General features: G+C 41.7%; 24 protein-coding genes. 18 read left to right on the top strand and 6 right to left on the bottom strand.

Translation table 11 applies throughout. The features are described from left to right. Window positions 1-29: 29 nt before the first annotated feature. Entirely contained in the window at window positions 30-1,256 is a 1,227-nt protein-coding gene (gene fabF / locus AC2HW8_RS00765; RefSeq protein WP_117886664.1) for a beta-ketoacyl-ACP synthase II, read from the bottom strand. 203 nt (window positions 1,257-1,459) lie between these two features. Between fabF and AC2HW8_RS00760 the strand changes: the two genes are divergently transcribed. The 6 genes from AC2HW8_RS00760 (at window position 1,460) to AC2HW8_RS00735 (ending at window position 6,594) form a co-directional block, all read left to right on the top strand. Next, entirely contained in the window at window positions 1,460-2,371 is a 912-nt protein-coding gene (locus tag AC2HW8_RS00760) for a LysR family transcriptional regulator (protein ID WP_117837671.1), read from the top strand. 166 nt (window positions 2,372-2,537) lie between these two features. Next, window positions 2,538-3,749 (top strand): iron-containing alcohol dehydrogenase, encoded by a 1,212-nt coding sequence (locus AC2HW8_RS00755; protein WP_021883737.1) that lies wholly within the window; start codon window positions 2,538-2,540, stop codon window positions 3,747-3,749. Between the two features lie 168 nt (window positions 3,750-3,917). Then, window positions 3,918-4,190 carry a type II toxin-antitoxin system RelB/DinJ family antitoxin gene (locus AC2HW8_RS00750; protein ID WP_117886662.1) on the top strand — a complete coding sequence of 91 codons (273 nt, stop codon included), beginning with the start codon at window positions 3,918-3,920 and terminating at the stop codon, window positions 4,188-4,190. Continuing rightward, the gene (locus tag AC2HW8_RS00745; protein WP_117886661.1) at window positions 4,183-4,446 is read left to right on the top strand and encodes a Txe/YoeB family addiction module toxin; all 264 of its coding nucleotides are present in this window, start codon (window positions 4,183-4,185) and stop codon (window positions 4,444-4,446) included. The genes AC2HW8_RS00750 and AC2HW8_RS00745 overlap by 8 nt, the downstream gene beginning before the upstream one ends. A gap of 155 nt (window positions 4,447-4,601) precedes the next feature. Further along, on the top strand, window positions 4,602-5,297 hold the full coding sequence (locus tag AC2HW8_RS00740) for a flavodoxin family protein (RefSeq protein WP_484327013.1): 696 nt from the start codon (window positions 4,602-4,604) through the stop codon (window positions 5,295-5,297). A 13-nt stretch (window positions 5,298-5,310) separates the two neighbouring features. After that, window positions 5,311-6,594, top strand: coding sequence for an alpha-amylase family glycosyl hydrolase (locus AC2HW8_RS00735; protein WP_484327012.1), 1,284 nt, complete (start codon window positions 5,311-5,313; stop codon window positions 6,592-6,594). Window positions 6,595-6,802: 208 nt separating this feature from the next. On the opposite strand, the gene AC2HW8_RS00730 is transcribed toward AC2HW8_RS00735, so the two are convergent. Then, window positions 6,803-8,053 carry a chloride channel protein gene (locus AC2HW8_RS00730; protein ID WP_484327011.1) on the bottom strand — a complete coding sequence of 417 codons (1,251 nt, stop codon included), beginning with the start codon at window positions 8,051-8,053 and terminating at the stop codon, window positions 6,803-6,805. A gap of 177 nt (window positions 8,054-8,230) precedes the next feature. After that, a complete protein-coding gene (locus tag AC2HW8_RS00725; protein WP_303786937.1) occupies window positions 8,231-9,682 on the bottom strand; it encodes an MATE family efflux transporter in 1,452 nt (483 codons plus the stop codon). A gap of 443 nt (window positions 9,683-10,125) precedes the next feature. Between AC2HW8_RS00725 and AC2HW8_RS00720 the strand changes: the two genes are divergently transcribed. Continuing rightward, entirely contained in the window at window positions 10,126-10,518 is a 393-nt protein-coding gene (locus AC2HW8_RS00720; protein WP_484327010.1) for a hypothetical protein, read from the top strand. A gap of 63 nt (window positions 10,519-10,581) precedes the next feature. After that, window positions 10,582-11,556, top strand: coding sequence for a Gfo/Idh/MocA family protein (locus AC2HW8_RS00715; RefSeq protein WP_484327009.1), 975 nt, complete (start codon window positions 10,582-10,584; stop codon window positions 11,554-11,556). Between the two features lie 86 nt (window positions 11,557-11,642). Here the strand turns inward: AC2HW8_RS00715 and rbr are convergent, their stop codons facing one another. Continuing rightward, window positions 11,643-12,188: a rubrerythrin gene (gene rbr / locus AC2HW8_RS00710; RefSeq protein ID WP_015523472.1), complete on the bottom strand. Its 546-nt coding sequence runs from the start codon at window positions 12,186-12,188 to the stop codon at window positions 11,643-11,645. Between the two features lie 534 nt (window positions 12,189-12,722). Here rbr and AC2HW8_RS00705 point away from each other — a divergent pair. The 4 genes from AC2HW8_RS00705 to AC2HW8_RS00690 all read left to right on the top strand — a co-directional run bounded on the left by AC2HW8_RS00705 (window position 12,723) and on the right by AC2HW8_RS00690 (window position 16,578). After that, window positions 12,723-13,763, top strand: a complete 1,041-nt coding sequence (locus AC2HW8_RS00705) for a sulfate ABC transporter substrate-binding protein (protein WP_046432469.1) — start codon at window positions 12,723-12,725, stop codon at window positions 13,761-13,763. A gap of 82 nt (window positions 13,764-13,845) precedes the next feature. Further along, window positions 13,846-14,697 (top strand): sulfate ABC transporter permease subunit CysT, encoded by an 852-nt coding sequence (gene cysT / locus AC2HW8_RS00700; protein WP_101070216.1) that lies wholly within the window; start codon window positions 13,846-13,848, stop codon window positions 14,695-14,697. A 1-nt stretch (window position 14,698) separates the two neighbouring features. Further along, window positions 14,699-15,520 carry a sulfate ABC transporter permease subunit CysW gene (cysW, locus tag AC2HW8_RS00695; protein WP_021883727.1) on the top strand — a complete coding sequence of 274 codons (822 nt, stop codon included), beginning with the start codon at window positions 14,699-14,701 and terminating at the stop codon, window positions 15,518-15,520. Next, window positions 15,520-16,578 carry a sulfate/molybdate ABC transporter ATP-binding protein gene (locus AC2HW8_RS00690; RefSeq protein ID WP_021883726.1) on the top strand — a complete coding sequence of 353 codons (1,059 nt, stop codon included), beginning with the start codon at window positions 15,520-15,522 and terminating at the stop codon, window positions 16,576-16,578. Before cysW ends, AC2HW8_RS00690 begins: the two co-directional genes overlap by 1 nt. A 98-nt stretch (window positions 16,579-16,676) precedes the next feature. Here the strand turns inward: AC2HW8_RS00690 and AC2HW8_RS00685 are convergent, their stop codons facing one another. Beyond that, the gene (locus AC2HW8_RS00685; RefSeq protein WP_015523478.1) at window positions 16,677-17,429 is read right to left on the bottom strand and encodes a tRNA threonylcarbamoyladenosine dehydratase; all 753 of its coding nucleotides are present in this window, start codon (window positions 17,427-17,429) and stop codon (window positions 16,677-16,679) included. A 322-nt stretch (window positions 17,430-17,751) separates the two neighbouring features. Between AC2HW8_RS00685 and hemA the strand changes: the two genes are divergently transcribed. From hemA to hemL, 6 genes are read left to right on the top strand one after another with little or no spacing between them, the layout of a single operon-like run. Beyond that, a complete protein-coding gene (gene hemA / locus AC2HW8_RS00680; RefSeq protein WP_117519913.1) occupies window positions 17,752-18,891 on the top strand; it encodes a glutamyl-tRNA reductase in 1,140 nt (379 codons plus the stop codon). After that, window positions 18,891-19,499, top strand: a complete 609-nt coding sequence (locus tag AC2HW8_RS00675) for a precorrin-2 dehydrogenase/sirohydrochlorin ferrochelatase family protein (protein WP_117519911.1) — start codon at window positions 18,891-18,893, stop codon at window positions 19,497-19,499. Before hemA ends, AC2HW8_RS00675 begins: the two co-directional genes overlap by 1 nt. Then, window positions 19,496-20,356 (top strand): hydroxymethylbilane synthase, encoded by an 861-nt coding sequence (gene hemC, locus AC2HW8_RS00670; RefSeq protein WP_117519909.1) that lies wholly within the window; start codon window positions 19,496-19,498, stop codon window positions 20,354-20,356. Before AC2HW8_RS00675 ends, hemC begins: the two co-directional genes overlap by 4 nt. Next, on the top strand, window positions 20,349-21,833 hold the full coding sequence (gene cobA / locus AC2HW8_RS00665; protein WP_484327008.1) for a uroporphyrinogen-III C-methyltransferase: 1,485 nt from the start codon (window positions 20,349-20,351) through the stop codon (window positions 21,831-21,833). The genes hemC and cobA overlap by 8 nt, the downstream gene beginning before the upstream one ends. Window positions 21,834-21,837: 4 nt before the next feature. Further along, on the top strand, window positions 21,838-22,809 hold the full coding sequence (hemB, locus tag AC2HW8_RS00660; protein WP_117519905.1) for a porphobilinogen synthase: 972 nt from the start codon (window positions 21,838-21,840) through the stop codon (window positions 22,807-22,809). A gap of 12 nt (window positions 22,810-22,821) precedes the next feature. Beyond that, on the top strand, window positions 22,822-24,084 hold the full coding sequence (hemL, locus tag AC2HW8_RS00655) for a glutamate-1-semialdehyde 2,1-aminomutase (RefSeq protein WP_484327007.1): 1,263 nt from the start codon (window positions 22,822-22,824) through the stop codon (window positions 24,082-24,084). 62 nt (window positions 24,085-24,146) lie between these two features. Here hemL and AC2HW8_RS00650 read toward each other — a convergent pair whose 3' ends face one another. Further along, on the bottom strand, window positions 24,147-24,599 hold the full coding sequence (locus tag AC2HW8_RS00650) for an RrF2 family transcriptional regulator (RefSeq protein WP_046432502.1): 453 nt from the start codon (window positions 24,597-24,599) through the stop codon (window positions 24,147-24,149). Between the last annotated feature and the right edge of the window lie 157 nt (window positions 24,600-24,756).

Raw genomic sequence — 24,756 nt, 5'->3', positions numbered from 1 at the left:
TGTTGCTTGTATGTTGTTTTGTCGGCAGATTATTTGCCGTATTTGCCTACGATAATACTTGAGTTCTGACCGCCGAATCCGAATGCGTTTGACATGGCAAAGTTGATTTCGGCTTTCTTTGCGGTATTTGCAACAAAGTCAATGCCGGCACATTCGGGATCAACCTCGTTGAGATTGATTGTAGGCGGAACTGTGCCTGTTTCAATAGCCTTGACACAGGTAATTGTTTCTGTAATACCGCCTGCACCCATCATATGACCTGTTGCGCCCTTTGTTGAGCTTACATAGGGGAGAGTGTTGCCGAAAACCTTCTTGATTGAAGATGTTTCAACTGTGTCACCCTTGTTTGTTGCAGTACCGTGAGCATTGATGTAGCCGATGTCGGAAGGATTGATTCCTGCCTCTGCAATTGCCTGTTTCATACAAGCGATTGCACCTCGTCCTTCGGGATGCGGAGCAGTTACATGATAAGCGTCATCTGTGTTGCCGCAACCTCTGATTTCTGCATAAATCTTTGCACCTCTTGCAAGAGCGTGTTCCTCTGTTTCAAGAACGAGCGCACCGCCGCCTTCACCTATTACAAAACCGTCACGGGTAACATCAAACGGACGGCTTGCAGTGCTTGGCGAATCGTTTCTTCTTGAAAGAGCTTTTGCGTTGGCAAGCGAATAAATTACAAGAGGACAGAGAACGGACTCTGCACCTACTGCGAGCATAATATCAGCCTTGCCGCTCTGCATACACATACAAGCTGTGTTGATTGCGTCACCGCCTGACGAACAAGCTGTGCTTACCGTAAAGCTCGGTCCCTGAATATTGTAGTCGATTGCGATATTTGCGGCGGCAATGTTTCCGAGAATTTTGGGAATAAAACGAGGACCTACCTTTTTGTGTGATGCGCCTGTGAGTGCCTCCTGAGTATATGCGATTGTTGCAATACCTGCCATTGCAGTACCCATAACAATACCCGTTCTTTCGGGTTCAATCTCAATTCCGCTCTGTTTCATGGCTTCCTCAGCCGCAATATAAGCGTACTGCATAAACGGATCTGTTTTTCTGATTAAATCCTTTGGAAGATAGTCGGACGGATTAAAGTCCTTTACTTCGCCGGCAATCTGAACAGCGAGTTCAGACGGATCAAAAGTCTTAATTGTGTCAATGCCCGATGCACCTGCCGTGATATTATTCCAGTAGTTTTCAACACCGATGCCGACAGGTGTTACCGCACCCATACCGGTTACAACTATTTTCTTCATTCGTTAAGCTCCTTGTTTTAAAATAAGTTATTTACATTTTGCATATTATTATGCTATACTTGAATTGTACCAAATATGGAAAAATTATTCAATACCGTTGATTATGCAAAAATGACGATTTGGCAGTCTTAAATTTACAGTTTTGCATAATATTGAAAAAAACCGACAAAATACTGCGGGAAATTGTCAAAACGGAGGTTATTATGGATATAAATCAGCTCAATTGCTTTATAACTGTGGCTCAGACGCTCAACTTTTCAGAGGCGGCAAGGCGGAACTATGTTTCTCAGTCAACCGTCAGCAGATATGTAAGCGACCTTGAAAAGGAGTTTGGGGTTCAGCTTTTTACACGCTCTCACCGTGATGTTATCATAACAAGCGAGGGCAAGGCACTTTTGCCCTATGCGATTGAAATTGTTGAAACTTTAAAGAAAGCAAAAACCGTTATCAAGCAGATGCATGACGGAGGTCAGGGTAAAATTACGCTCGGCTGTGATGTTACCTCGCTTTCGTTCCCGACAAAATGTATTGCCGACTTTGCGGAAAAATATCCGGGAATTACGATTGATGTGCGACAGCTTGACGAAGCTGACCGCACGCTTGCAATCACAGGCGGTGAATACGACTTTTGCTTTATGCCGAGAGATATGGTTCCCGAAAGCTCAGGTATTGAATCAATCATTACACATAATGAAACTTTGTCCGTTGTAACAGCGAAAAATTCAAAATTCAGCGGAAGAAAAAGCGTTAAGCTTTCCGAATTGGCTGACGAAAGTATTCTGGTACTTTCGGAATCGGTTGCACCGATTGTATATATGGAAATTATGGATTTGTTCCGTACATTTCACATAACCCCGAAAATTGAAAATTCATTTGACGATCTTGTTTCAATATATGTGTCATCGTCATCGGGAATCGGCGTGTCTGTCGTACCAACCTCGGTTGCCGCATATACTTCTGACGAATACACCGATTCATACCTTATTGATGATGCGGACACAAGCATAGCCTATGTTATGGCATGGGAAAAGAATATTTCAAATCCTGCCGCAAAGCTTTTTATGGAGGCTGTTAAGAAATATGCCAAGGGCGATGACAACATTTACGGGCTGTAACTGAGCATATTTCTCAATATAAATTCCAATAAAGAACTATAGTGAAAATTTCACAAAATAAACACACATTATTTTCAAAAAAGGTATTTACTTTATAAATCTTCGGTGTTATAATTACGGTAGTCAAGGAGAAGTTGACAAAATATCCTTTCAGGAGGTAATTAAAATGTACAGATTTACTTTACCGAGAGATCTCTATCATGGTAAGGATGCTCTCTCAAGTCTTAAAAATTTATCCGGCAAAAAGGCTGTTGTAGTTGTCGGCGGCGGTTCAATGAAGCGTTTCGGTTTTCTTGACAAGGCTGTTGACTATCTTAAAGAAGCAGGTATGGAGGTTAAGCTTATCGAGGGCGTAGAGCCTGACCCATCTGTTGAAACAGTTATGAAGGGTGCCGCTGTTATGCGTGAATTTGAACCCGACTGGATTGTTGCAATGGGCGGCGGTTCGCCGATTGATGCCGCAAAGGCTATGTGGGTATTCTATGAGTATCCCGACACAACTTTTGAGGAAATTATTACTCCGTTCAGTTTCCCGACACTTCGTACAAAGGCTAAATTCTGTGCTATCCCGTCAACATCGGGTACTGCAACAGAAGTTACGGCTTTCTCAGTTATCACAGACTATGCAAAGGGTATCAAATATCCGCTTGCTGACTTTAATATCACACCTGATGTTGCTATCGTTGATCCTGCACTTGCCGAAACAATGCCGGCTAAACTTACTGCTCACACAGGTATGGACGCTATGACTCACGCAATTGAGGCTTATGTTTCAACTCTCAACTGTGAGTACACAGATCCGCTTGCTCTCCACGCAATTGAGATGATTCACGACAACCTCAAGAAGTCTTATGAGGGCGACATGGCTTGCCGTGATAAAATGCACGATGCACAGTGCCTTGCAGGTATGGCATTCTCAAATGCTCTGCTCGGTATCGTTCACTCAATGGCTCACAAGACAGGTGCGGCTTTCACAGGCGGTCACATTATTCACGGCTGTGCAAACGCTATGTATCTTCCTAAGGTTATCAAGTATAACTCAAAAGATCCTGTTGCAGCTGAGCGTTATGCTAAGATTGCTAAGTTCATCAACCTCAAGGGCGAAACAACAGAAGAACTTGTTGACGCACTCATCGCTGAACTCCGTTCAATGAACGATCAGCTCAACATTCCGCAGGGCATTAAGAACTACGGTCCGGGTGGCGTTAAGGCTGACGAGAGCATTATCGACGAAAAAGAATTCCTCGAAAAGCTCCCCGAAGTTGCCAAGAACGCAATTGCCGATGCTTGCACAGGTTCTAACCCACGCCAGCCAAATCAGGAAGAAATGGAAAAACTTCTCAAGGCTTGCTACTACGATACAGAAATCGACTTCTGATTCGTTTGACAAATCTATTTGTACTTATCACAGCTCTCCGTTTTCGGGGAGCTGTTTTCTACTTCAAAATGACTGACAAATGAAAGAGTTTTAATTAAATTTGCTTTAAACTATTGCAAAATTAATTCTTTTATCATATAATATAAGCAGTGAAAGGAGTTGATTGATATGACAACAGTAAGTCTTCGTTTTGATGACAATACTAAAAAAGAACTTGACGAAATGTGTGCTGAAATGGGTATGAATCTGACCACATTTTTTATGATTTACGCAAAAAAGGCACTTCGTGAAAGAAGTATTCCGTTTGCAGTCGATGCACCGATTGATCCGTTCTATTCGCAATCAAATATGACTCAGATTGAAAAGGCAAAATCTCAGGTTGAAAGTGGTCATATTGTAACGAAATCACTTGAAGAATTGGAGAAAATGAGCGGTGAGTAATATTTCATTTGCAGATGATGCGTGGTCAGAGTATTTATATTGGCAAACGCAAGATAAGAAAACTCTTAAAAAAATTAATGCGTTGCTTAAAGAAATTCAGCGTAATCCATTTGACGGAGCAGGTAAACCCGAACCGCTAAAAAACGATAAAAGTGGATTGTGGAGTCGCCGCATAAATGATAAAGACCGACTTGTTTATAGTGTAAATAATGACTTTATTATTGTTTACCAGTGCAAAGGTCATTATGATGATTGACAATAAAAGCATCTGTCAGAGGACAGGTGCTTTTTGTCTTTTATAAGAGTAAAAAATTCGCATAAAAATGCTCTTAAAAGGCATAAAAATCATATGGACAATATTGCTTTGTTGTGCTAAAATTGACTTGAAATTGATGAATTTGGTGACATAAAATGAAAATTGCAGTAATAAACGGTCAGAACCATAAAGGCTCAACCTATCATATTGGCAAGCAGGTTGCCGATAAATTAGGCGGCGAGGTTACGGAGTTTTTTCTTCCGAGAGATTTCGGCAATTTTTGCGTAGGTTGTACGCAGTGTTTTCTAAAATCCGAAACACTTTGTCCGCATTATGAGCGACTGAAAAAGATTACCGAGGCTATGGACGAGGCTGATGTACTCATCTTCACAACGCCCGTGTATGTTTATCATTGCACAGGCTCAATGAAAGCATTTCTTGATCATTACGGTTATCGTTGGATGGTTCACCGTCCCGAACAGAAAATGTTCACAAAGCAGGCGGTTGTAATTTCGACAGCCGCAGGTTCGGGTACAAAATCTGCCAACAAGGATATCGCCGACAGTATGTTCTTTTGGGGCGTTCCAAAAACTTATCGTTACGGTGTCAATGTTCGTGCAACAAATTATTCAGGCGTCACCGATGAACTCAAAAAGAAAATTGACAAAAAGACTACCTCAATTGCCAATAAGGTAAAGAAAAATGACGGCAAAGTTAAGGCAGGGTTAAAAACAAAAGGCTTTTTCTTTATTATGAGAATGATTCAGAAAAGCGGCTGGAATGAAGCCGATAAAAATTACTGGGCAGAACGAGGTTGGAACGGTAAAAACAGACCGTGGAAAAATACATAAGGAGATGTTTTAAATGGCAAAAAATACTGAAATCAGCTTGAGAAACAAGGTTATTTATTCGGTTTATGTCCGCAACCACACAAATGACGGCACATTTAATGCCGTTGCAGAGGATCTTGACAGAATAAAGTCACTCGGTACTGACATCATTTGGTTTATGCCGATTTATCCGATTGGCGTCAAGAATAAAAAAGGCTCTCTCGGTTGTCCTTATGCAAACAAGGACTATCGCACAACAAATCCCGAATATGGCACAATGGACGATTTCAAGAGCCTTGTTGAAAAAATTCACGCAAAGGGCATGAAGTGCATCATTGATGTTGTCTATAACCACACTTCGCCCGATTCAAATCTTTCGGTTGAACATCCCGAATTTTTCTACAGAAAGCCGGACGGCAATTTTGGCAACAAAGTCGGCGATTGGAGCGACATAATCGACCTTGATTATTCTAACAAAGAATTATGGCGGTATCAGATTGATTCACTCGTTATGTGGGCGAGAATTGTTGACGGCTTCCGTTGTGATGTTGCATCATTCGTTCCCGTTGAATTTTGGAAACAGGCGAGAGAGGCTGTTTCAAAGGTAAATCCCGACTGCATTTGGCTTGCCGAAAGCGTACACAGCTCTTTCAATGTGTTCTCTCGCAAGAGCGGAATTTATACCGCAAGCGACTATGAGCTTTTTGACGCTTTTGATATGGAATATGACTACGATATCCGTGAGGTTTTCGACAAATATTTGAAGGGCGAAACCTCACTTTCAAATTATATGGATATGTTCAATTATCAGGAGGCAATTTATCCGCAGAATTACGATAAAATGCGTTGCCTTGAAAACCACGATCAGCCCCGAATCTGCCATTATGTAAAGAACAGGAGCGACCTTGAAAATTATACAGCTTTTCTGTATTTCTTGAAGGGTTCAACCCTCATCTATGCAGGCCAGGAGTTTGGTTGTGATGAAACTCCAAGCCTTTTTGACAAGGATGTTTTCCCACGCAACACAGGCATTGATTTAAGTAACCTTCTTGCAAAGCTTGATACAATCAAGAAAACCGTTCTTGATGATGACGATTATTTCAGGGCTGATGCAGACGATGAAAACGATATTGCAATTCTTGAGCGTGACAACAACAAGAGCAAAAAAGTCGGCATTTTCAGCCTTAAATCAAAGTCGGCTGATGTAAAAGTTGACCTCCCCGACGGCGACTATAAAAACGAAATCAGCGGTGAAACAGTTGCGGTTTCAAACGGAAAGGTTCATTGCAACGGCAAAGCAATAATTATCCGCAAGTAAAATAAAATTCTATATAAGAATAATACAACCTCCCTGCAAAGCATTTCAGCTTACGGGGAGGTTGTTCTTTATATAAAAATCCGTGTTGCATGGTTACAACACGGATTTCTTGGTTTTATTTAATTGAACCGTCGCCACCCATAAGAGCGGTCATTTCTTCAACGCGTTCCAAAGGAAACGGTGGTTCGCAAAGCAGTTTTTTATATGCTCACTTAACTTTCTTTTTATTACTGCCGAAAATTTTAGTCGGAATAATGCTTCCGAGGAATGCGGCGAGCAAAATCCACGGAATAACTCTTGCGTCAAAGCAGAGCAAAAGGAGCATTGTTACGGCAAGCGGTTTTTTCATTGTGACACCGAGAAGTCCTGCCGTTACGACTGCCGCACAAAATGCCGTGTCAAGTCCGCCGAGCATTGCAACACCGTAGCCGATGCTCACTCCGCAGAAGATGACGGGGAAGAAGTGACCGCCTTTCCAACCCGACTTTATGCAGATGTTTGTGAGAATAAGTTTCAGCACACCGCTGATAATGAGAATCCACGGTGCAAATTCGGCAAAGCTTTCCTTGACAACGGTAATGCTTTCTTCGCCCGAAAACATTGTGAGGGGGAGGTATGTACCCATAACACCGAGGATAATTCCGCCGAGAGTTGTGCTGATATTAATGCCGAGTTTACCCTGAATGAGTGCGAAAAATTTTCCGAAAATCTTTGAAGATACGATAAACAGAAAACCGCATACAGCACCCAAAAGTGCGAGAGGAATTCCCCACAAACGCTCAAAATTTGTAATGTTATAACCACCAAGTCGTGGAAGTCCCATACTTCCGCCGAAAATCGAGTTAAGCAAAAACAGAGTTCCCGCCGCAAAAAGTACGGCAATGATGTTTGAAATAAGCTTTGTTGAACGGATATCGGTAGGCTTTTCTTCGCTGTCAAGCCTTTCTTCATTGACCGATGCAAGACCGAAAAGCGGTGCGTAGAATACCGCACTCAGGGTTGCGCTTATGCCGATTTGCATTAGTTCGGGAATTTTACTTTTAGCGTCTTTCATATGACTTCCTGCCCAGTAGCAAAGTCCCACGATAACGCCTGTCAAGCCTGCCTCGGGACCAAGACTTCCGCCGAAAACAAGGGGCAAAAGTGCCGAAATGCAGAGCAAAAGCACCTTGTTATACGGGTAAAATTTATCTTTTTTTACCTTTTTCATAACCTCGTCAAGTTCATCGGGAACGGCATTTGTCAGCTTTTGCCATATTCCGAGAATAATTCCGCCCGCCGTACAGACGATAATCGGATAAAATTTGAAATCAAAATTTGACGGAATTATATCCCACACAAGACCGATTCCCAAACCCATAAGTTTTAGAAACAGCCATACTATCAGCGAAGTAACCGCACCGCTGAATCCGCAAAAAATGTAGTATAAAAAATTGTTGGCAACAGTCCGTTTAGTCATTGTCGCACCTCCGTGTGTTTATAATTGGATTATAACATAAAATACAGCAAAAAAACAATTATTCCGCACAAAAAGTACGAAATAATTGCTTTTTATTATTTTTTTAATTTTAGAGCCTCTTCTAAACAAAAACAGCTGACACCAATGCCGATGTCAGCCATAAAAACCTATTTGATTTTAAATTTCAAAAGCGGCGCTTACCTTTTTGAATTCTCTTTTTCTGATGATGAAGTAGGCAATCAAAACGGATGTGCCTGTGATAAGCCATGAAACGGGGTAAACCATAAGGAGCATATCATAGGTGTGGAATGCCTTGAATACCGTGAAGAGCCAGATGATTCTGAACACAACAGAACCGAAGATTGTGAGGATTGCAGGGAGGAGTGAATGTCCGATTCCTCTGAGCGCACCTCCGCTGATTTCGTATGAACCTGTCATAAGCTCAAGGAGCATAACAATCGCCATTCTGATGATTGCGTACTTGATAACGGTGGGGTCGGTTGTGAAGAAGGTGATGAAAAATCCGCTTCCAAGCATGAATATAACGCTCACACAGCCTGTGAAAATACAGCTGAAAAGCATACAAAGTCTAAACACCTTTTTGCATCTGTCAAACTGAAGTGCGCCGTAGTTCTGACTTGTGAATGTAACGGCTGTCTGGCTGAACGCACATACTATATAGTATGTAATGTACTCAAAGTTGAGTTCAGCCGATGAGCCTGCAACCGCCTGTGAACCGAAGCCGTTTATGGCTGTCTGAATGAATACATTTGAAATTGAGAAAACCATACCCTGGATACCTGCAGGAGCACCGATTTTCAAAATCATAATGAGATGTTCTTTTTTGAATGAAAGTTTTTTTGGATTGACTCTGATTGACTCGTCTTCGTTTCTGATGAGGAACATCATAACAAGTCCGGCGCTTATGCCGTCGGCAATTACTGTTGCAATGCCGACTCCTGCAACGCTCATATCGCAGACGATTACAAAGAAGAGATTCAAAAGAACATTTACAATACCTGAAATTACAAGACAGTAGAGCGGACGGCTTGTGTCGCCGACACTTCTCAAAATTGCCGAACCAAAGTTGTAGAGCATTACAAACGGCATGCCCATAAAGTAAATTCTCAGGTATGTTGCCGCAAGGTCAATTACATCATCCGGTGTGTTCATCAGCCTTAACAGCGGTGCTGCAATAACCTGACCGAGTATCAGAAGAAGAAATCCGCATATAAGTGAAAGTGTTATTACCGTGTGAACAGCTTCCGAAACCTTTTTACGGTCATTTTGACCTATATATCGTGCAATCAAAACATTTGCGCCGACCGAAAGTCCCGTGAATAACAGCACAAGCATATTGATGAGCGGAGCGTTGCTTCCGACTGCGGCAAGTGCCTGACTGCTTGAAAATCTGCCGACCACCGCAACATCGGTTGAGTTGAAAAGCTGTTGAAGAATACTGGATCCTGCGAGCGGAAGTGTGAAAAGAAGAATTTTTTTTACGAGCGGACCTTCCAGCATATTTATCTGGTGTGAGCGCTGTCGCTTTTCTTTTACGGTATTCTGACCTTTGTTTCTTCTAAACAGACTTGCAAACGCAAGTGAGAGCATTTTTTTGACTTTCTCCATTAATTTCTAACCTCTTCAATCACATAACCGTTGTAAACAATACTATTCTTTTCCGTTTTCCACAATTATTGTAATCCTGTTGCCCGAAATAAACAAGCAAAATACCTTATAAACATAAAGTTTACTTTGCTCACAATTTTAGTTATAATAACTACCTCGTCAAAATTCTTCTTTTTATGCCTTTATAATATGGTAAAAACTGCTTTTCTGCATATTTTCAGACCGATTTTTCTCAATAAGCAAGGCTTTGAATTTGTATGCAATTTGTGCCTTTTCAACAAAAGTAAAATTGCTCTCTTGTAAGCATTGACGAAAAATTTTTTAACCTACAAATAAATGATTTTAAAATTGGTGTATATGCCGATTAAATTATAATGATACAATTATGATACAAGCTTAATATAATATATTTTTAAAGGAATAAGCGAAAAGGAGTGAATGTTATGAAGAAAAAGATTGCTGTAATTGTGGTTGCAGTTGTTTTATGCGTTGCTGCTGCAGTATTTGCCGTGCCGAAAATCAGTTTCTATGCGTGTGAGCCTACCGTGTATTTTGATGTTGAGTACTGCGACAAGGTTGACGCTAAGATGTCTGCCGAAGATGCCGAAACCGTGAAGAAAATGTTTGAGGGCAAATCCGCATATTTTGATTCACCGTCTTGCGGTTTTTCCGAAAAGGCATCAATAAGAATAGGCTGTAATACATATATGCCTGCGTGTGACGGTGATGAAACTGTTAAGCATGGATTTATGTATTTTAGTCTTTCAAAAAGCGAAAATAACGAATTTCGCAAGATTATGAAAAAGTACGGAGCAGATACGAGAAAAGCCATCTAATACCGTTGACAGACGCATTTCCGTGTGTTAAACTTTTCTCGAAAAATATACGGAGGTGTTTTTATGAAAAACTACAACTGGGCAACACTCGGTTGCGGAGTTATCGCAAATGAGCTTGCAGCCGCACTCAAAAGCAGAGGACAGAAACTTTATTCCGTTGCAAACCGTACCCATGAAAAGGCGGTTGCGTTTGCCGAAAAGTACGGCATTGAAAAGGTTTACAACGATATTGACGAGCTGTTTAAAGACGAAAATGTTGACATAATTTACATTTCCACACCGCACAACACGCATATAAAATATCTTCGCAAGGCTCTTGCGGCAGGAAAGCATGTTTTGTGCGAAAAGTCGATAACGCTTAATTCAGATGAACTTGACGAGGCAATCTCTCTTGCAGAGAAAAACCATGTTGTGCTTGCAGAGGCAATGACAATTTTCCATATGCCGATTTACAAGGCACTTCTTGAAAAGGTAAATTCAGGTGACCTTGGCGAGCTTAGGCTTATTCAGATGAATTTCGGCAGTTACAAAGAGTACAATATGAACAACCGATTTTTCAACCGCAATCTTGCAGGCGGTGCAATGCTTGACATCGGCGTGTATGCGCTTTCGTTTGTTCGTATGTTTATGAGCTCATGCCCAAACGATGTGTTGTCGCAGGTTAAATATGCTGAAACAGGCGTTGACGAACAAGCAAGTATTCTTTTAAAGAATAAAGAGGATGAAATGGCAACTGTCATTCTTTCGCTTCACGCAAAACAGCCAAAGCGTGGCACAATCTCGTTTGACAAGGGTTATGTTGAAATCTTTGAATATCCCAGAGGCATGGAGGCAAAGATTACATACACGGCTGACGGCCATTGTGAAACAATCTCGGCAGGTCAGACAAAGGACGCTTTGCTTTATGAGGTTGAAGATATGGAAAAGGCGATAGAGGGCGACACGGCTCTTATGCACCTTGACTACACAAAGGATGTTATGAAAATCATGACCGACATCCGCAAAAGCTGGGGCATGAAATATCCCGAAGAAGAGTAAGTTTTTTGAATTTAATTTGATACTAAACACAAAACTCCACCGTGAAATGCGGTGGAGTTTCCTTTATATATTTGATTAAATCAGAATTAGTAGTTTTCTGCGTGGATTTCAAAATAGCTCTGTGGGTGGTTGCAGACGGGGCAAACCTCGGGAGCCTCTTTGCCTACAACAATGTGACCGCAGTTACGGCATTCCCAAACCTTGATTTCGCTCCTTTTGAAAACTTCTGCAGTTTCAACATTGCGGAGTAATGCACGGTATCTTTCTTCGTGGTGCTTTTCAATTGCGGCAACAAGGCGGAACTTGTGTGCAAGCTCTGTAAAGCCTTCTTCCTCGGCAGTTTTAGCGAAATCTTCGTACATATCTGTCCACTCGTAGTTTTCGCCCTCGGCAGCGGCAAGAAGATTTTCGGCTGTGTCGCCGATTCCGTTAAGCTCCTTGAACCACATTTTTGCGTGTTCTTTCTCGTTGTCTGCCGTTTTTAAGAAAAGGTCTGCAATCTGCTCAAAGCCCTGCTTTTTGGCAACAGACGCAAAATATGTGTATTTGTTACGAGCCTGCGATTCGCCTGCAAAAGCAGCCTCAAGGTTCTTTTCTGTCTGTGTTCCCGAATACTTTGTTGTTTTAGCCATAATATTTCCTCCGTTAAATTAATTTTTTGAAATTTAAAATACTCAATACGCCTTTGTGTATTTAATTTTTGAATAAAATAATAATCATTATTGATTTAATACTACTATACCTTTTTTATATAGATTTGTCAATAGATTTACGCAAAAAAATATTTCTTTTTTAGGATAGGCATATTTCATTTGAAAATACCTATCCGTTATTTTATGCCTGCTTTTTCGATTTTATTACTATTTTTGCGAAAAATATTGCTTGTGTATTGTTGCAATTTGCTAAAGTGTCGGATGTGTAAAAATTTTACCTTGACTTTTCACCCTGTACAGTATAAAATAGTTCTCAAAGAAACGCATAGTAAATTGATAGGAATTGTAGGTTAAATAAAATAACCTCAAAAATCCAAAAGGTGACGCTTATGAAAAACATTTACAATCTGAAGAAAATACGAATGTGTACCTCATTTGGAGGCAAGCCGTACTGTTGTATGTAATTGCCTGTCAGAATCTAAAATCAAATTAATTTGAAGTGAGGTAATCAAAATGAAAAATTTAAGAACAAAAGTATTATCGGCAGTATTGGCAGTTTCAGTATTGGGTGCGTCAGCGGTTGCCTTTACAGGATGCGGAAATAAAGATACAACAAACGATTCAAAAGTAACATTAACAAATGTTTCGTATGACCCTACACGAGAGCTTTACGAATCATATAACAAAATCTTTGCAAAGCATTGGAAAGAAGAAACAGGACAGGATGTTGAAGTTACCCAGTCACACGGCGGTTCGGGCAAACAGGCTCTTGAGGTTGCAAACGGTCTTGAGGCGGATGTTGTAACACTCGCACTTGAATACGATGTAAACGCAATTCGTGACGCAGGTCTGATTGAGGATGGTTGGGTAAATGAGTTTGACAATGACTCTTCACCATACACTTCAACAATTGTATTCCTTGTTCGCAAAGGTAATCCGAAAAACATCAAGGATTGGGACGATGTTGCAAAAGACGGTGTGGGTGTTATCACTCCAAATCCGAAAACTTCGGGCGGTGCAAGATGGAACTACCTTGCCGCTTGGGCATATGCAGACAAGAAATATAACGGTGATGAGGCAAAAATCGAAGATTTCATTAAAAAGCTTTATCAAAATGTGCTTGTGCTTGACTCAGGCGCAAGAGGTGCTACAACTTCATTTGTAGAAAACGGACAGGGCGATGTTCTTCTTGCTTGGGAGAATGAGGCGTATCTTTCAATCAAGGACAATCCCGACGAGTATGAAATCGTTACTCCGAGCGTCAGCATTCTTGCACAGCCGTCTGTTGCCGTTGTTGACGAAGTGGTTGACCAAAGAGGTACTCGAAAGGTTGCAACAGAGTATTTAAGTTATCTTTACAGCGATGAGGCTCAGCGTATTGCAGGCGATAACTATTACCGACCTTATAATAAGGAAATTTTGAAGGAATACTCCGATGTGTTCGACCTCAACATTAATCTTGTAACAATCAACGATTTCGGCGGTTGGGACGAGGCTCAGAAAAAGCACTTTGCAGACGGCGGTATCTTCGATAAAATTTATGAGAAAAAATAAAACCGATTAAAAAATGACATCAGGCAGTTTATAGGCAATCCTGTCTGATGTCGGATGATATTTTACAGGGGAAACAGGTGTGATGATGGTTCAGGCAAAAAAGTCAAAAAAAGCAAAAAGAGTAATCCCGGGCTTCGGTCTTTCTTTGGGTGTAACAATTACATTATTAAGCCTTGTTGTGCTGATTCCTCTTGCCGCTCTCGTTATTTATACGGCACAGATGAGCCCCTCTGAATTTTGGGAGGCAATCACCCGTGAAAGAGTGCTTGCAAGCTACAAGGTTAGTTTTATAACCGCATTTATTGCATCTCTCATCAATGCCGTCATGGGTGTAATTCTTGCGTGGGTGCTTGTTCGTTACAAATTCCCCGGCAAAAGAATTCTTGACGGTATGATTGAGCTTCCGTTTGCACTTCCGACAGCGGTTGCAGGCATTGCACTTACTTCTTTGACTGCCGACACAGGTCTTATCGGTGGATTTTTTGCAAAGTTCGGCATAAGCATTGCCTACACAAGAGTTGGTATTACGGTTGCACTTGTATTTGTGGGAATACCTTTTGTAACAAGAGCAGTTCAACCTGTTCTTGAAAAGCTTGATCCTGTTTATGAAGAGGCGGCAGGAGTTATGGGTGCCGGCAGATTCAGAATTTTCAGAAAAATTATTCTTCCCGAAATTCTTCCCTCGGTTCTCACAGGCTTTGGTCTTGCATTCGGAAGATGTCTTGGTGAGTACGGTTCGGTTGTTTTTATTGCAGGCAACAAGCCGTTTGAAACAGAAATCACTCCGCTTATCATTATGTCGGAGCTGCAGGAATATGACTACAAAAGTGCAACGGCAATCGCACTTGTAATGCTTGCCGCATCTTTTTTGATTTTGTTCCTTGTGAATATGGTTCAGCACAGAAATGCAAAAATTCTGAAAGGGGGAAGATAAAATGTACGAAGAAACAAAGCGTTCAAAGGTTGTAAAGTACATACTCATAGGCATTGCACTTTTATTTGTATTCGTAATGCTCGTTCTTCCTCTTGTTACGGTAATCTGCGAGGCTTTCAAAAGCGGTGCAGAGGTGTTCTGGCAGGCTGTCAGCGATGATTACACGGTAAAGGCAATTGTGCTTACTGTTGAGGCAACCGTGTTTGCGGTACTGTTCAATACGGTATTCGGAATTTTTGCCGCCTGGTCAATTACAAAGTTCAGATTCAAGGGCAAAAAACTTCTTACAACACTCATCGACCTCCCCGTAACGGTTTCGCCCATAATCGCAGGTCTTATATTTGTACTCACATTCGGCAGACAAAGCCCGATATATCCGCTTTTAAGCGAACTTGGAATCAAGGTTATCTTTGCCGTTCCGGGAATTATCCTTGCAACCGTGTTTGTAACATTCCCGTTCATCTCAAGGGAGCTTATTCCCGTGCTTGAATCAGAGGGTACGGATGAGGAAGAAGCCGCCGCACTTATGGGTGCAAAAGGCACAACAATTTTCAGAAAAATAACATTTCCGCACATAAAATGGGCATTCCTTTACGGAGTTGTACTCTGTGCCGCAAGAGCAATGGGTGAATTTGGTGCAGTTTCGGTAATTTCGGGACATTTAAGAGGAAAAACAAACACACTTCCTCTCCATGTTGAAATTTTGTTCAACGAGTTCAAGTATGTTCCCGCATTTGCGGTTTCATCAATACTTGTGCTTATGGCGATTGCGATTTTGATTATCAGAAGTGTGGTTGAATACAAAGGAAAGAAGGATGCGTAATGTATGTTGAGCTTAAAAATATAAATAAAACTTTCGGTGACTACAAGGCATCCGACAATGTAAACTTTGGTATTGAAAAGGGCAGGCTTATCGGACTTCTCGGTCCTTCGGGCAGCGGCAAAACAACAATTCTTCGTATGATTGCAGGACTTGAAAATCCCGACAGCGGCGAAATTGTAATTGACGGAAAGGTTGTCAACGATATTCCCGCAAGCAAAAGAGGCATAGGCTTTGTATTCCAAAACTACGCTCTTTTCAGATATATGACAGTTTTTGATAACATTGCTTTCGGTCTGAAAATTCAGAAAAAGAGCAAGAAATTTATCAAGGAAAGAGTAAACGAGCTTGTAAAGCTTATCGGTCTTGAAGGACTTGAAAAGCGTTATCCAAGCCAGCTTTCGGGCGGTCAAAAACAGCGTGTTGCCTTTGCAAGAGCGCTTGCGCCAAACCCGAATCTTCTTCTGCTTGACGAACCCTTTGCCGCAATTGACGCAAAGGTTAGGCAGGAGCTTCGCTCATGGCTTAAAGATATGATTGAAAGACTCGGCGTTACAAGTATATTTGTAACTCACGATCAGAGCGAGGCTATTGAAGTTGCCGATGAAATTATAATTACAAACAAGGGCAGAATTGAGCAGATAGGCTCGCCGATTGACATTTATCAGCATCCTCAAACCGCATTTTCCGCATCATTTTTCGGTCAGACTACTACGCTTGACGATTATACAAAGTTCAAGACCTTTGATGTTGTCGATAATGTTGACCGTGCAGTTATCCGTCCCGAATTTGTAAAGGTGACAAAGCTCAGCGAAACAACCGCACAAAAAGCGTCTGTATCCGTCGGTGAGGTTATAAAGACTTCGTTCAGAGGCGACAATATCGAAATTGCCGTAAAATGTGACGGAGGCACGGTTTATGCGTACAGAGGACTTGACGAAACTCCGATTACCGTCGGAGAAAAGGTCAATGTATTTCTTTATCGGCTTTTCATTACCAAAGGCGATGAGGTTCAGATTCTCCGTAACAAATCACTTCAGGAAGAATCGGTTATCATCTAATCTGTTTAATCACGATATCAACTGTAAAAAATCCTATAAAAACAAGCAAAGCACCGAGGGTAATTTCTCTCGGTGCTTTGCTTTGTTAAAAATTATATTTACTTAATCAAATCCTTGATAACTTCGCCGGCTATGATAAGACCTGCAACCGACGGAACAAATGCGGTACTGCCGGGAACCTGTCTGCGTTGGGTGCATTTTCTCTCAGTTTCGGGAGGGCATATGCAATTTGTTTTACAGCTTATTGCCATATCGTCAACGGGTGTGATAGGCTTTTCCTTTGAATAAACAACCTTCAGCTTTTTGATACCTCTCTTTTTGAGTTCGTGTCTCATAACCCTTGCAAGAGGACAAACCGAGGTTTTGTAAATGTCGGCAACCTCAAACGCTGTAGGATCAAGTTTGTTGCCTGCTCCCATTGAACAGATGATAGGCGTCTTGGCTTTGTCGGCTTGCATAACAAGCTCAATTTTGCCTGTTACCGTGTCAATTGCGTCAACTACATAGTCGTATTTTGAAAAGTCGAATTTTTCCGAGGTTTCGGGAGTGTAGAAGGTTTGGTGTTTGTTGATGATTATGTCGGGATTGATGTCCTTGAGCCTTTCCTCTGCAACATCAACCTTGTATTTGCCTACTGTTTTTCTTGTTGCAAAAATCTGGCGATTGATGTTTGTAAGGCACACCTTGTCATCGTCAATAAGGTCAAGCTCGCCGACTCCGCTCCTTGCAAGAGCCTCCGCCGTGTATCCGCCTACACCGCCGATTCCGAAAATTGCAACTCTTGTTTTTGAAAGCCTGTCCATAGCTTCTTTGCCAATCAAAAGCTGTGTTCTTGAAAACTGATTAAGCATAAAAACGCTCCTTAATACATATTCAAATCATTTAGTATTCCTATCGGTACAATAAGTATTTACATCGGAATAAAACTCCCGCTGTTTGCTGACGGGAGGTATCTTTGTATAGTTTATATTGTAATCACTGTTTTTGTCAAGCAAAACCCGAAATTTATTGACATGGAATGGTGAATGTAGTATAATCAAAACATACCAAACAGATAGGTTTAGTGGTAAAATAACTGACTAACTTTAATTGACAATAGCTGTCGGCAGTAATAAAATAACTTTAAAAGTGTATTTTACTGTCGGATTTTATTTGTAACGGAGCGAAATTTTTATGTACTGCCTGAGCGTAAGTCACAAAACTTCAAATGTGGTTGTGAGAAAGAAGCTTGCCTTTCCCGATGAGCAAAAAAAGACATTTCTTGACGAACTTTATTATTCTGAAAATATCAGCGAGTGTTTGATTCTCTGCACCTGCAACAGAACCGAGGTTTATTTTTGCGGTGACGAATCATCTGTGAAAACGGTTGAAACCGTTCTTTCGGATTTTTCGGGAATTGATTTTGACGAACTAAAAAAGTACATCTGTCTTTTCTACGGTGACAGGGCATTGCTCCATCTTTTCAGGGTGGCGGGCGGAATTGAATCAATGGTTATCGGTGAAGATGAAATACTCGGTCAGCTAAAGCGAGCCTACGCCTTTGCAAAGGACAACGGCACGGTTGCATATGAGCTTAATATGTGCGTTCAGGCGGCTGTTGCCTGTGCAAAAAAAATCAAGACCGAAACCGCCATTTCAAAAACATCGGTTTCCGTTGCAACTCTTGCATCAAACGAGGCGGCAAAATTCAAAGACGGTGAGCTGAATGTCCTTGTAATCGGTGCAACAGGCAAGGTCGGCTCAACTGTTGTGAAAAATCTCTTGTCGCACAAAGGTATAAGCGTTACCGTGACTTCACGAAAACATAAAGCAGAAACTGTTTTTGAAAATACGGGTGCGAATGTGATTGATTATGACGAAAGATACAAAGCGTTTGATTTTGCAGACTGCGTAATCAGTGCCACAAGCGGACCGCATTACACGGTTACATATTATGATTTAAAAAACAATATAAAAACCGAAAAATCAAGGCTGTTTATTGACCTTGCCGTACCGCCCGACATTGACGAAAATATCCCCAAAATAAGCGGAGTAAGGCTGATTAACATTGACTGCATAAAACAGCTTGCAAACGAGAACAATGCTCTCAAACTCGACAGTGTTGAAAGTGCAAAAGAAATAATTTTTGAGGAAATTGAAGTTCTCAAAAAAGACCTTGCCTTTCACGAATTTTTGCCGTGTATGCAGTCTGTGAAAAACGCAATGCCGTCAGATTTTTCGGAAAAATTCATTTATAAGCTGAAATCCGATGTTTCGGCAGAAGAATTTGCAAGAATTCTTGAAATCTACAGAAAGTGCGGAGAGAATAACTAATGGCATACTTCCCGTTTTATATTGACATTGAAAACAAAAAAATACTTGTAGTCGGCGGCGGTACGGTTGCACTCAGAAAGATTGAAAAGCTGACGCCGTTTTCGCCGGACATAACCGTTGTTGCCCCGAAAATTTGCGATGAAATCAAGGCTTTGAATGTGAAAATCATTGACCGCAGATTTTGTGACAGCGACCTTGACGGTGCGTTTTGCGTTATCAGCGCAACCGATGATGAAACGCTCAACGGCAGAATTTTTCAGCTTTGCAACGAGAAAAATATTCTTGTCAACACAGTTGACGATAAGGAAAAATGCGGATTTATTTTTCCTGCAATTGCAAGCAAAAACGGCATAACGGCAGGAATTACAACATCGGGCAAAAGTCCGATTTACGCAAAATATCTTAAAGAGCTTTTTGTGGGAATCCTTGAAAGTATGAACGAAAATACAACCGAGGTTTTGTGGAAATATCGCCCGATAATTAAGGAGAAAGTTGAAAAGGAAGATGATAGAAGGAAGATTTTTGAACAGCTTCTTTCGCTTTGCCTTTCGGGACTTGAACCCGATGAAAAAACTGTTGAAAATTTGATTGAGGAATACGAACAATGACGATAAAAATCGGAACAAGAAAAAGCAGGCTTGCCCTTGCACAAACCGAAATGTTAATAAAAACGCTGAAAAACCGTTTTCCAAATGTTAAAATTAAAACGGTTTACATTTCGACAACAGGTGACAAAACCCTTGACAAACCGCTTGCAGCTTTAGGCGGAAAAGGTGTGTTCATCAAGGAACTTGAAATGTCACTTTTGAGCGGAGAAACAGATGTTGCCGTTCACAGTGCAAAGGACTTGCCGACAAAAATTGCAGACGGACTTGAAATTTCCGCCGTGTTGCCAAGGGGCAGCTTCGGCGATGTTTTTGTTACACGCAACAATTTTGAAATAAAGGATGGCTTTGTCATCGGAACAGGCAGTTTAAGGCGAAAACTTTTTGCGGAGAAAGTCTATCCTAATGCAAAATTCAAGGATATAAGGGGCAATGTTGACACCAGACTTAAAAAGCTGTTGAACGGTGAGTACGATGCTCTTGTGCTTGCAAAGGCAGGGCTTGAAAGACTTGACCTTTGCAATGGTGAGGATTATACGGTAACTCCGTTTGATACCGATGAATTTCTCCCTGCACCGTGTCAGGGAATAGTTGCAATTGAAAGCAGAAAAAACAGCGAGGTTTCCAAAATGCTCGCTGAAATCAGCGACAAAAATACAATGCTTTCGTTTGAAACCGAAAGACAGGTTTTGCACAGCCTCAATGCCGATTGTTCAACTCCCATCGGTGCAATTTCAAAGGTTGAAAACGACAGGATAACGCTTTCTCTGTCTGCCGACTGCAAAAAAACTGTCAGCGGAACAGATGAAATTTCAAACAGAATCAAACTTGCAAAAAGGCTGGTGAGCGAAATTGAGTAACGGAAGAGTGTATATTGTCGGTGCGGGATGCGGCGATTTTGACCTGATAACAATGCGTGGTACGGAGTATATCAGACATTGCGATGTGCTTGTTTACGACAGCCTTATAGATGTGTCATTGCTCGGTTTTGCACCCGAAACGGCTGAAAAAATCTGCGTTGGAAAGCGTTCGGGCAGACACAGCGAAAAGCAGGAAAATATTAACGAAATCCTTGTTGAAAAGGCGAGAGAGGGCAAAACGGTTGTTCGTCTTAAAGGCGGCGATCCGTTCGTGTTCGGCAGAGGCGGAGAGGAAATTGAAACCCTCAAAAGTGCCGATATTCCGTTTGATATTGTACCCGGAATTTCTTCCTCGATTGCCGTTCCCGAACTTGCGGGAATCCCTGTTACACACAGAAATCTGAGCCGAAGTGTTCATATAATCACGGGACATACGGCACAGGACACCCTGCCCGAAAATATAAAGAAGTGTGCCGAAACCGACGGAACGCTTGTCTTTCTTATGGGATTGAGAAACCTCCCCGACATTGTGGAAAATCTCATTCGTAACGGTAAATCGGAGGATACTCCCGTTGCCGTTGTGTCAAACGGCGCTTGTGCAAAAAATCAGACCGTGAGGGGAACTCTCTCGACAATCTGCGAAAATGTTAAATCAGCAGAGGTTGTACCGCCTGCCGTTATAGTGGTTGGCGAAACCGCAAAATTTGACTTTGCCCCCACAATTACAAGACCTTTGAAAAATGTTTCGGTTACCGTTACGGGTACGAGAAAACTTTCCGACAAGCTCGGCAAAATGCTTACGCTTTCGGGTGCGGAGGTCAAAAGACACGACCTTTTAAAGGTGATTGAATATCATGACAACGAGGTTTTTGACAATGCAATAAACGGTATTGACGGCTACGATTATGTGGTGCTTACAAGTATGAACGGTGCAGAAATTTTTATGAGCCGACTGCGTAAGCTGAAAAAGGATATCCGCAGTTTTGCAAATATTAAGTTTGCGGTGATTGGTTCGGGAACAGCGGCTGTACTTGAAAAGTACGGAATTTTTGCCGACTGTATTCCGAATGTCTACACAACCCGTGAACTTGGAATTTTGCTTGCAAAAACGGTGAAAAACGGCGAAAAAGTATTGATTCTGCGTGCCGAAAACGGTTCGCCCGAACTCACTCGGATTTTGGCTGATAACAACATTGACTTTGACGATGTAAAAACCTATGACATTCAGCTTGAGAAAAAACAGGATAATTCCGTTGTTGATACCGATTTTATCACTTTTGCGAGTGCGTCGGGTGTGAACACATTTTTTGACGGCGGAGCAACTATTTCCGACAGAACTTCCGTTGTCTGCATAGGTGAAATTACCGCCGAGGCACTTGAAAGTCACGGCGTAAATTCGTTCAGGATTGCAAAAACGAAGGACACAGACGGAATTTTGAAAACTATAATCAAGGAAGTAACTTTGAAAGAAGGATAAATATATGAGAAGATTCAGAAGATTAAGAGCAGGCGAGCAGATTCGCAGTCTTGTTCGTGAAACAAGAATTGACAAGGGCGATTTGATTTACCCGATTTTTATTGCAGAGGGTGAAAATATTAAAAAGCCTGTTGATTCAATGCCGAATGTCTACCAATATTCACTTGACAGAGCAGACGAGATTCTTAAAGAAATTGAAAACAGCGGCATTGCAGGACTTCTTATTTTCGGAATTCCAAAGCATAAAGACGAGCTTGCAACATCAGCCTATGACGATAACGGTGTAACTCAGAACGCAATCAGATACATAAAGAAAAATTATCCGTCACTCCTTATTATTGCCGATGTCTGCCTTTGTGAATACACAAGTCACGGTCATTGCGGTGTTGTTTGCGGTCACGAAATTCTCAATGACGAAACACTTCCGCTCCTCTCTAAAATGGCTGTTAGCCTTGCAAAAGCAGGTGCGGATATCATCGCTCCGTCGGATATGATGGACGGCAGAGTGTCTGCAATCAGAAACGCACTTGACGAAAACGGACTTATCAACACTCCGATTATGTCATACAGTGCAAAATTTGCCTCAGGCTACTATTCGCCGTTCCGTGACGCCGCAGAATCTGCCCCCGAATTTGGCGACAGAAAAAGCTATCAGATGGATTACGCAAACGGCAAAGAGGCTCTGCGTGAAATTGCAGATGATATTGACGAGGGTGCGGATATGGTTATGGTCAAGCCTGCACTTGCATATCTCGATATCGTAAAAGCCGCAAGCGAACGCTTTGACCTTCCGCTTGTTGCCTATAATGTAAGCGGTGAATATGCAATGGTCAAGGCGGCTGCCGAAAAAGGCTGGATTGACGAAAAGAAAATTGTGTGCGAAAATATGATTGCAATCAAGAGGGCGGGTGCGGATATCATAATCACATACCACGCACTTGATGTTGCAAAATGGATTGACGAATTTTACAAATAGGGAAGTGCTTTTATGAATACAACTCAAAGCGAAAAGCTATACGCACAGGCGCTTGACTTTATGCCCGGCGGTGTGAACAGTCCTGTCCGTGCGTGTCGTTCGGTCGGAAGAACTCCGCTTTTTATCGACCGTGCAGAGGGTTCAAAAATTTATGATGTTGACGGAAACGAGTTCATTGACTATATCTGCTCCTGGGGACCGAATATCCTCGGTCACAAACAGCCTGATGTTATCAAGGCCGTGACTTCTGCCTGTCAGAACGGACTTACATTCGGTGCGTGCCACAGCGGAGAAATTGAACTTGCCGAGCTTATCCGCAAAAATATGCCGTCAATTGAAATGCTCCGACTTGTAAATTCAGGCACAGAGGCGGTTATGAGTGCAATCCGTGCCGCAAGAGGCTTTACAAAAAGGAATAAAATTGTAAAATTCGAGGGCTGTTATCACGGCCATTCCGACGGCTTGCTTGTAAAGGGCGGTTCGGGACTTCTGACAAACTCAATTCCGAACAGCGCAGGTGTGCCGAAAGGCTACACAGACACAACTTTGCTTGCAAAGTATAATGATGAAGAATCCGTACAACAGCTTTTTGATAACTGCGGTGATGAAATTGCCTGTGTAATCGTTGAGCCTTGTGCCGCAAATATGGGTGTTGTTCCGCCCAAAAAAGGATTTTTAAAATTCCTGCGTGAAATCACTGAAAAGCATGGTTCACTTCTTATTTTTGATGAAGTAATCACAGGCTTCAGACTTTCACTCGGCGGTGCTCAAAAGCTTTACGGAGTAAAACCCGACCTTACAACCCTCGGAAAAATTGTCGGCGGCGGAATGCCGCTTGCGGTTTACGGAGGACGAAAAGAGATTATGGAGTGTGTTGCTCCTCTCGGTTCTGTTTATCAGGCAGGCACACTTTCGGGAAATCCGGTAGCGGTAAGTGCAGGCATTGCAACGCTTAAAATTCTTGAAAAAAATAAAGATTCGATATATCCCGGGCTTGAACGCAAGTCTGCAAAGATTGGAAATGCAATGAAGAACGCAGGACTTAATGTGAACCGTGTGGGTTCGATTATGACGGCATTTTTTACCGACAAAAAGGTTGTTGACTATGATACGGCAACAACAGCCGACACAAAGAGATATGCCGAGTATTACAATCATCTGCTTGAAAACGGAATCTATGCCGCACCGTCACAGTTTGAGGCGATGTTTGTTTCATTTGCACACACGGAAGATGACATTGAAAAAACCTGTCAGGTTATTGAAAGCTTTAAATAAAATCCGATAAAAACAAGAAAAGCCACCGACATAAAAATCGGTGGCTTTTTGTTTGTAATCTATCAGATGTAGTACATCGGAATGTTGTGTTCAATTTCATTGTTTTTGATATACTCATCGCAAAGCTGTGCAAGTGTAATGCTTTCGGCATATTCCTGAAGATATGACGACATCTTCGACCAAAGACTGTTGTCGATAAGTCTTATCATAACATCATCATCGCCCCGAGTGTTAAAATAAACATTGCTCAGAACATTTGCGTCAAGTGCGTTTATGATATCCTTGAATGTAATCTCTTTAAGGTTTTTTGCAATAACATAACCGCCGTTTGAACCCTTCTGACCTCGCACAAGTCCTGCCGAGCTGAGTGATGAGAGAATCTGTTCAAGATACTTTTTAGATATATTTTGCCGTTTGGCAATTTCGGGAGTTGTTACCGCATTGCCGTTTAGTGAGTGTGACGCAATGTCAATAACAGCGATGATTCCGAATTCCACCTTTGTTGAAATCTTCAATTTTAGCATCTCCTTTCCGTGCGTTTTGTTTGCTGAAAGAGTATATAATAATGGTAACAGTTTTTAATTTAAAAATCAATACCTACTAAACAAATATGCATTGTAGGAAATAATGGAATTACGGCAAATTTTAAAGAAAAATTGTGCAACAGGTAAA

This window comes from Ruminococcoides sp., from assembly GCF_057037865.1.
Note: the sequence above shows the minus strand (reverse complement) of the source record. Positions and strands in the feature narration are given on the sequence as shown.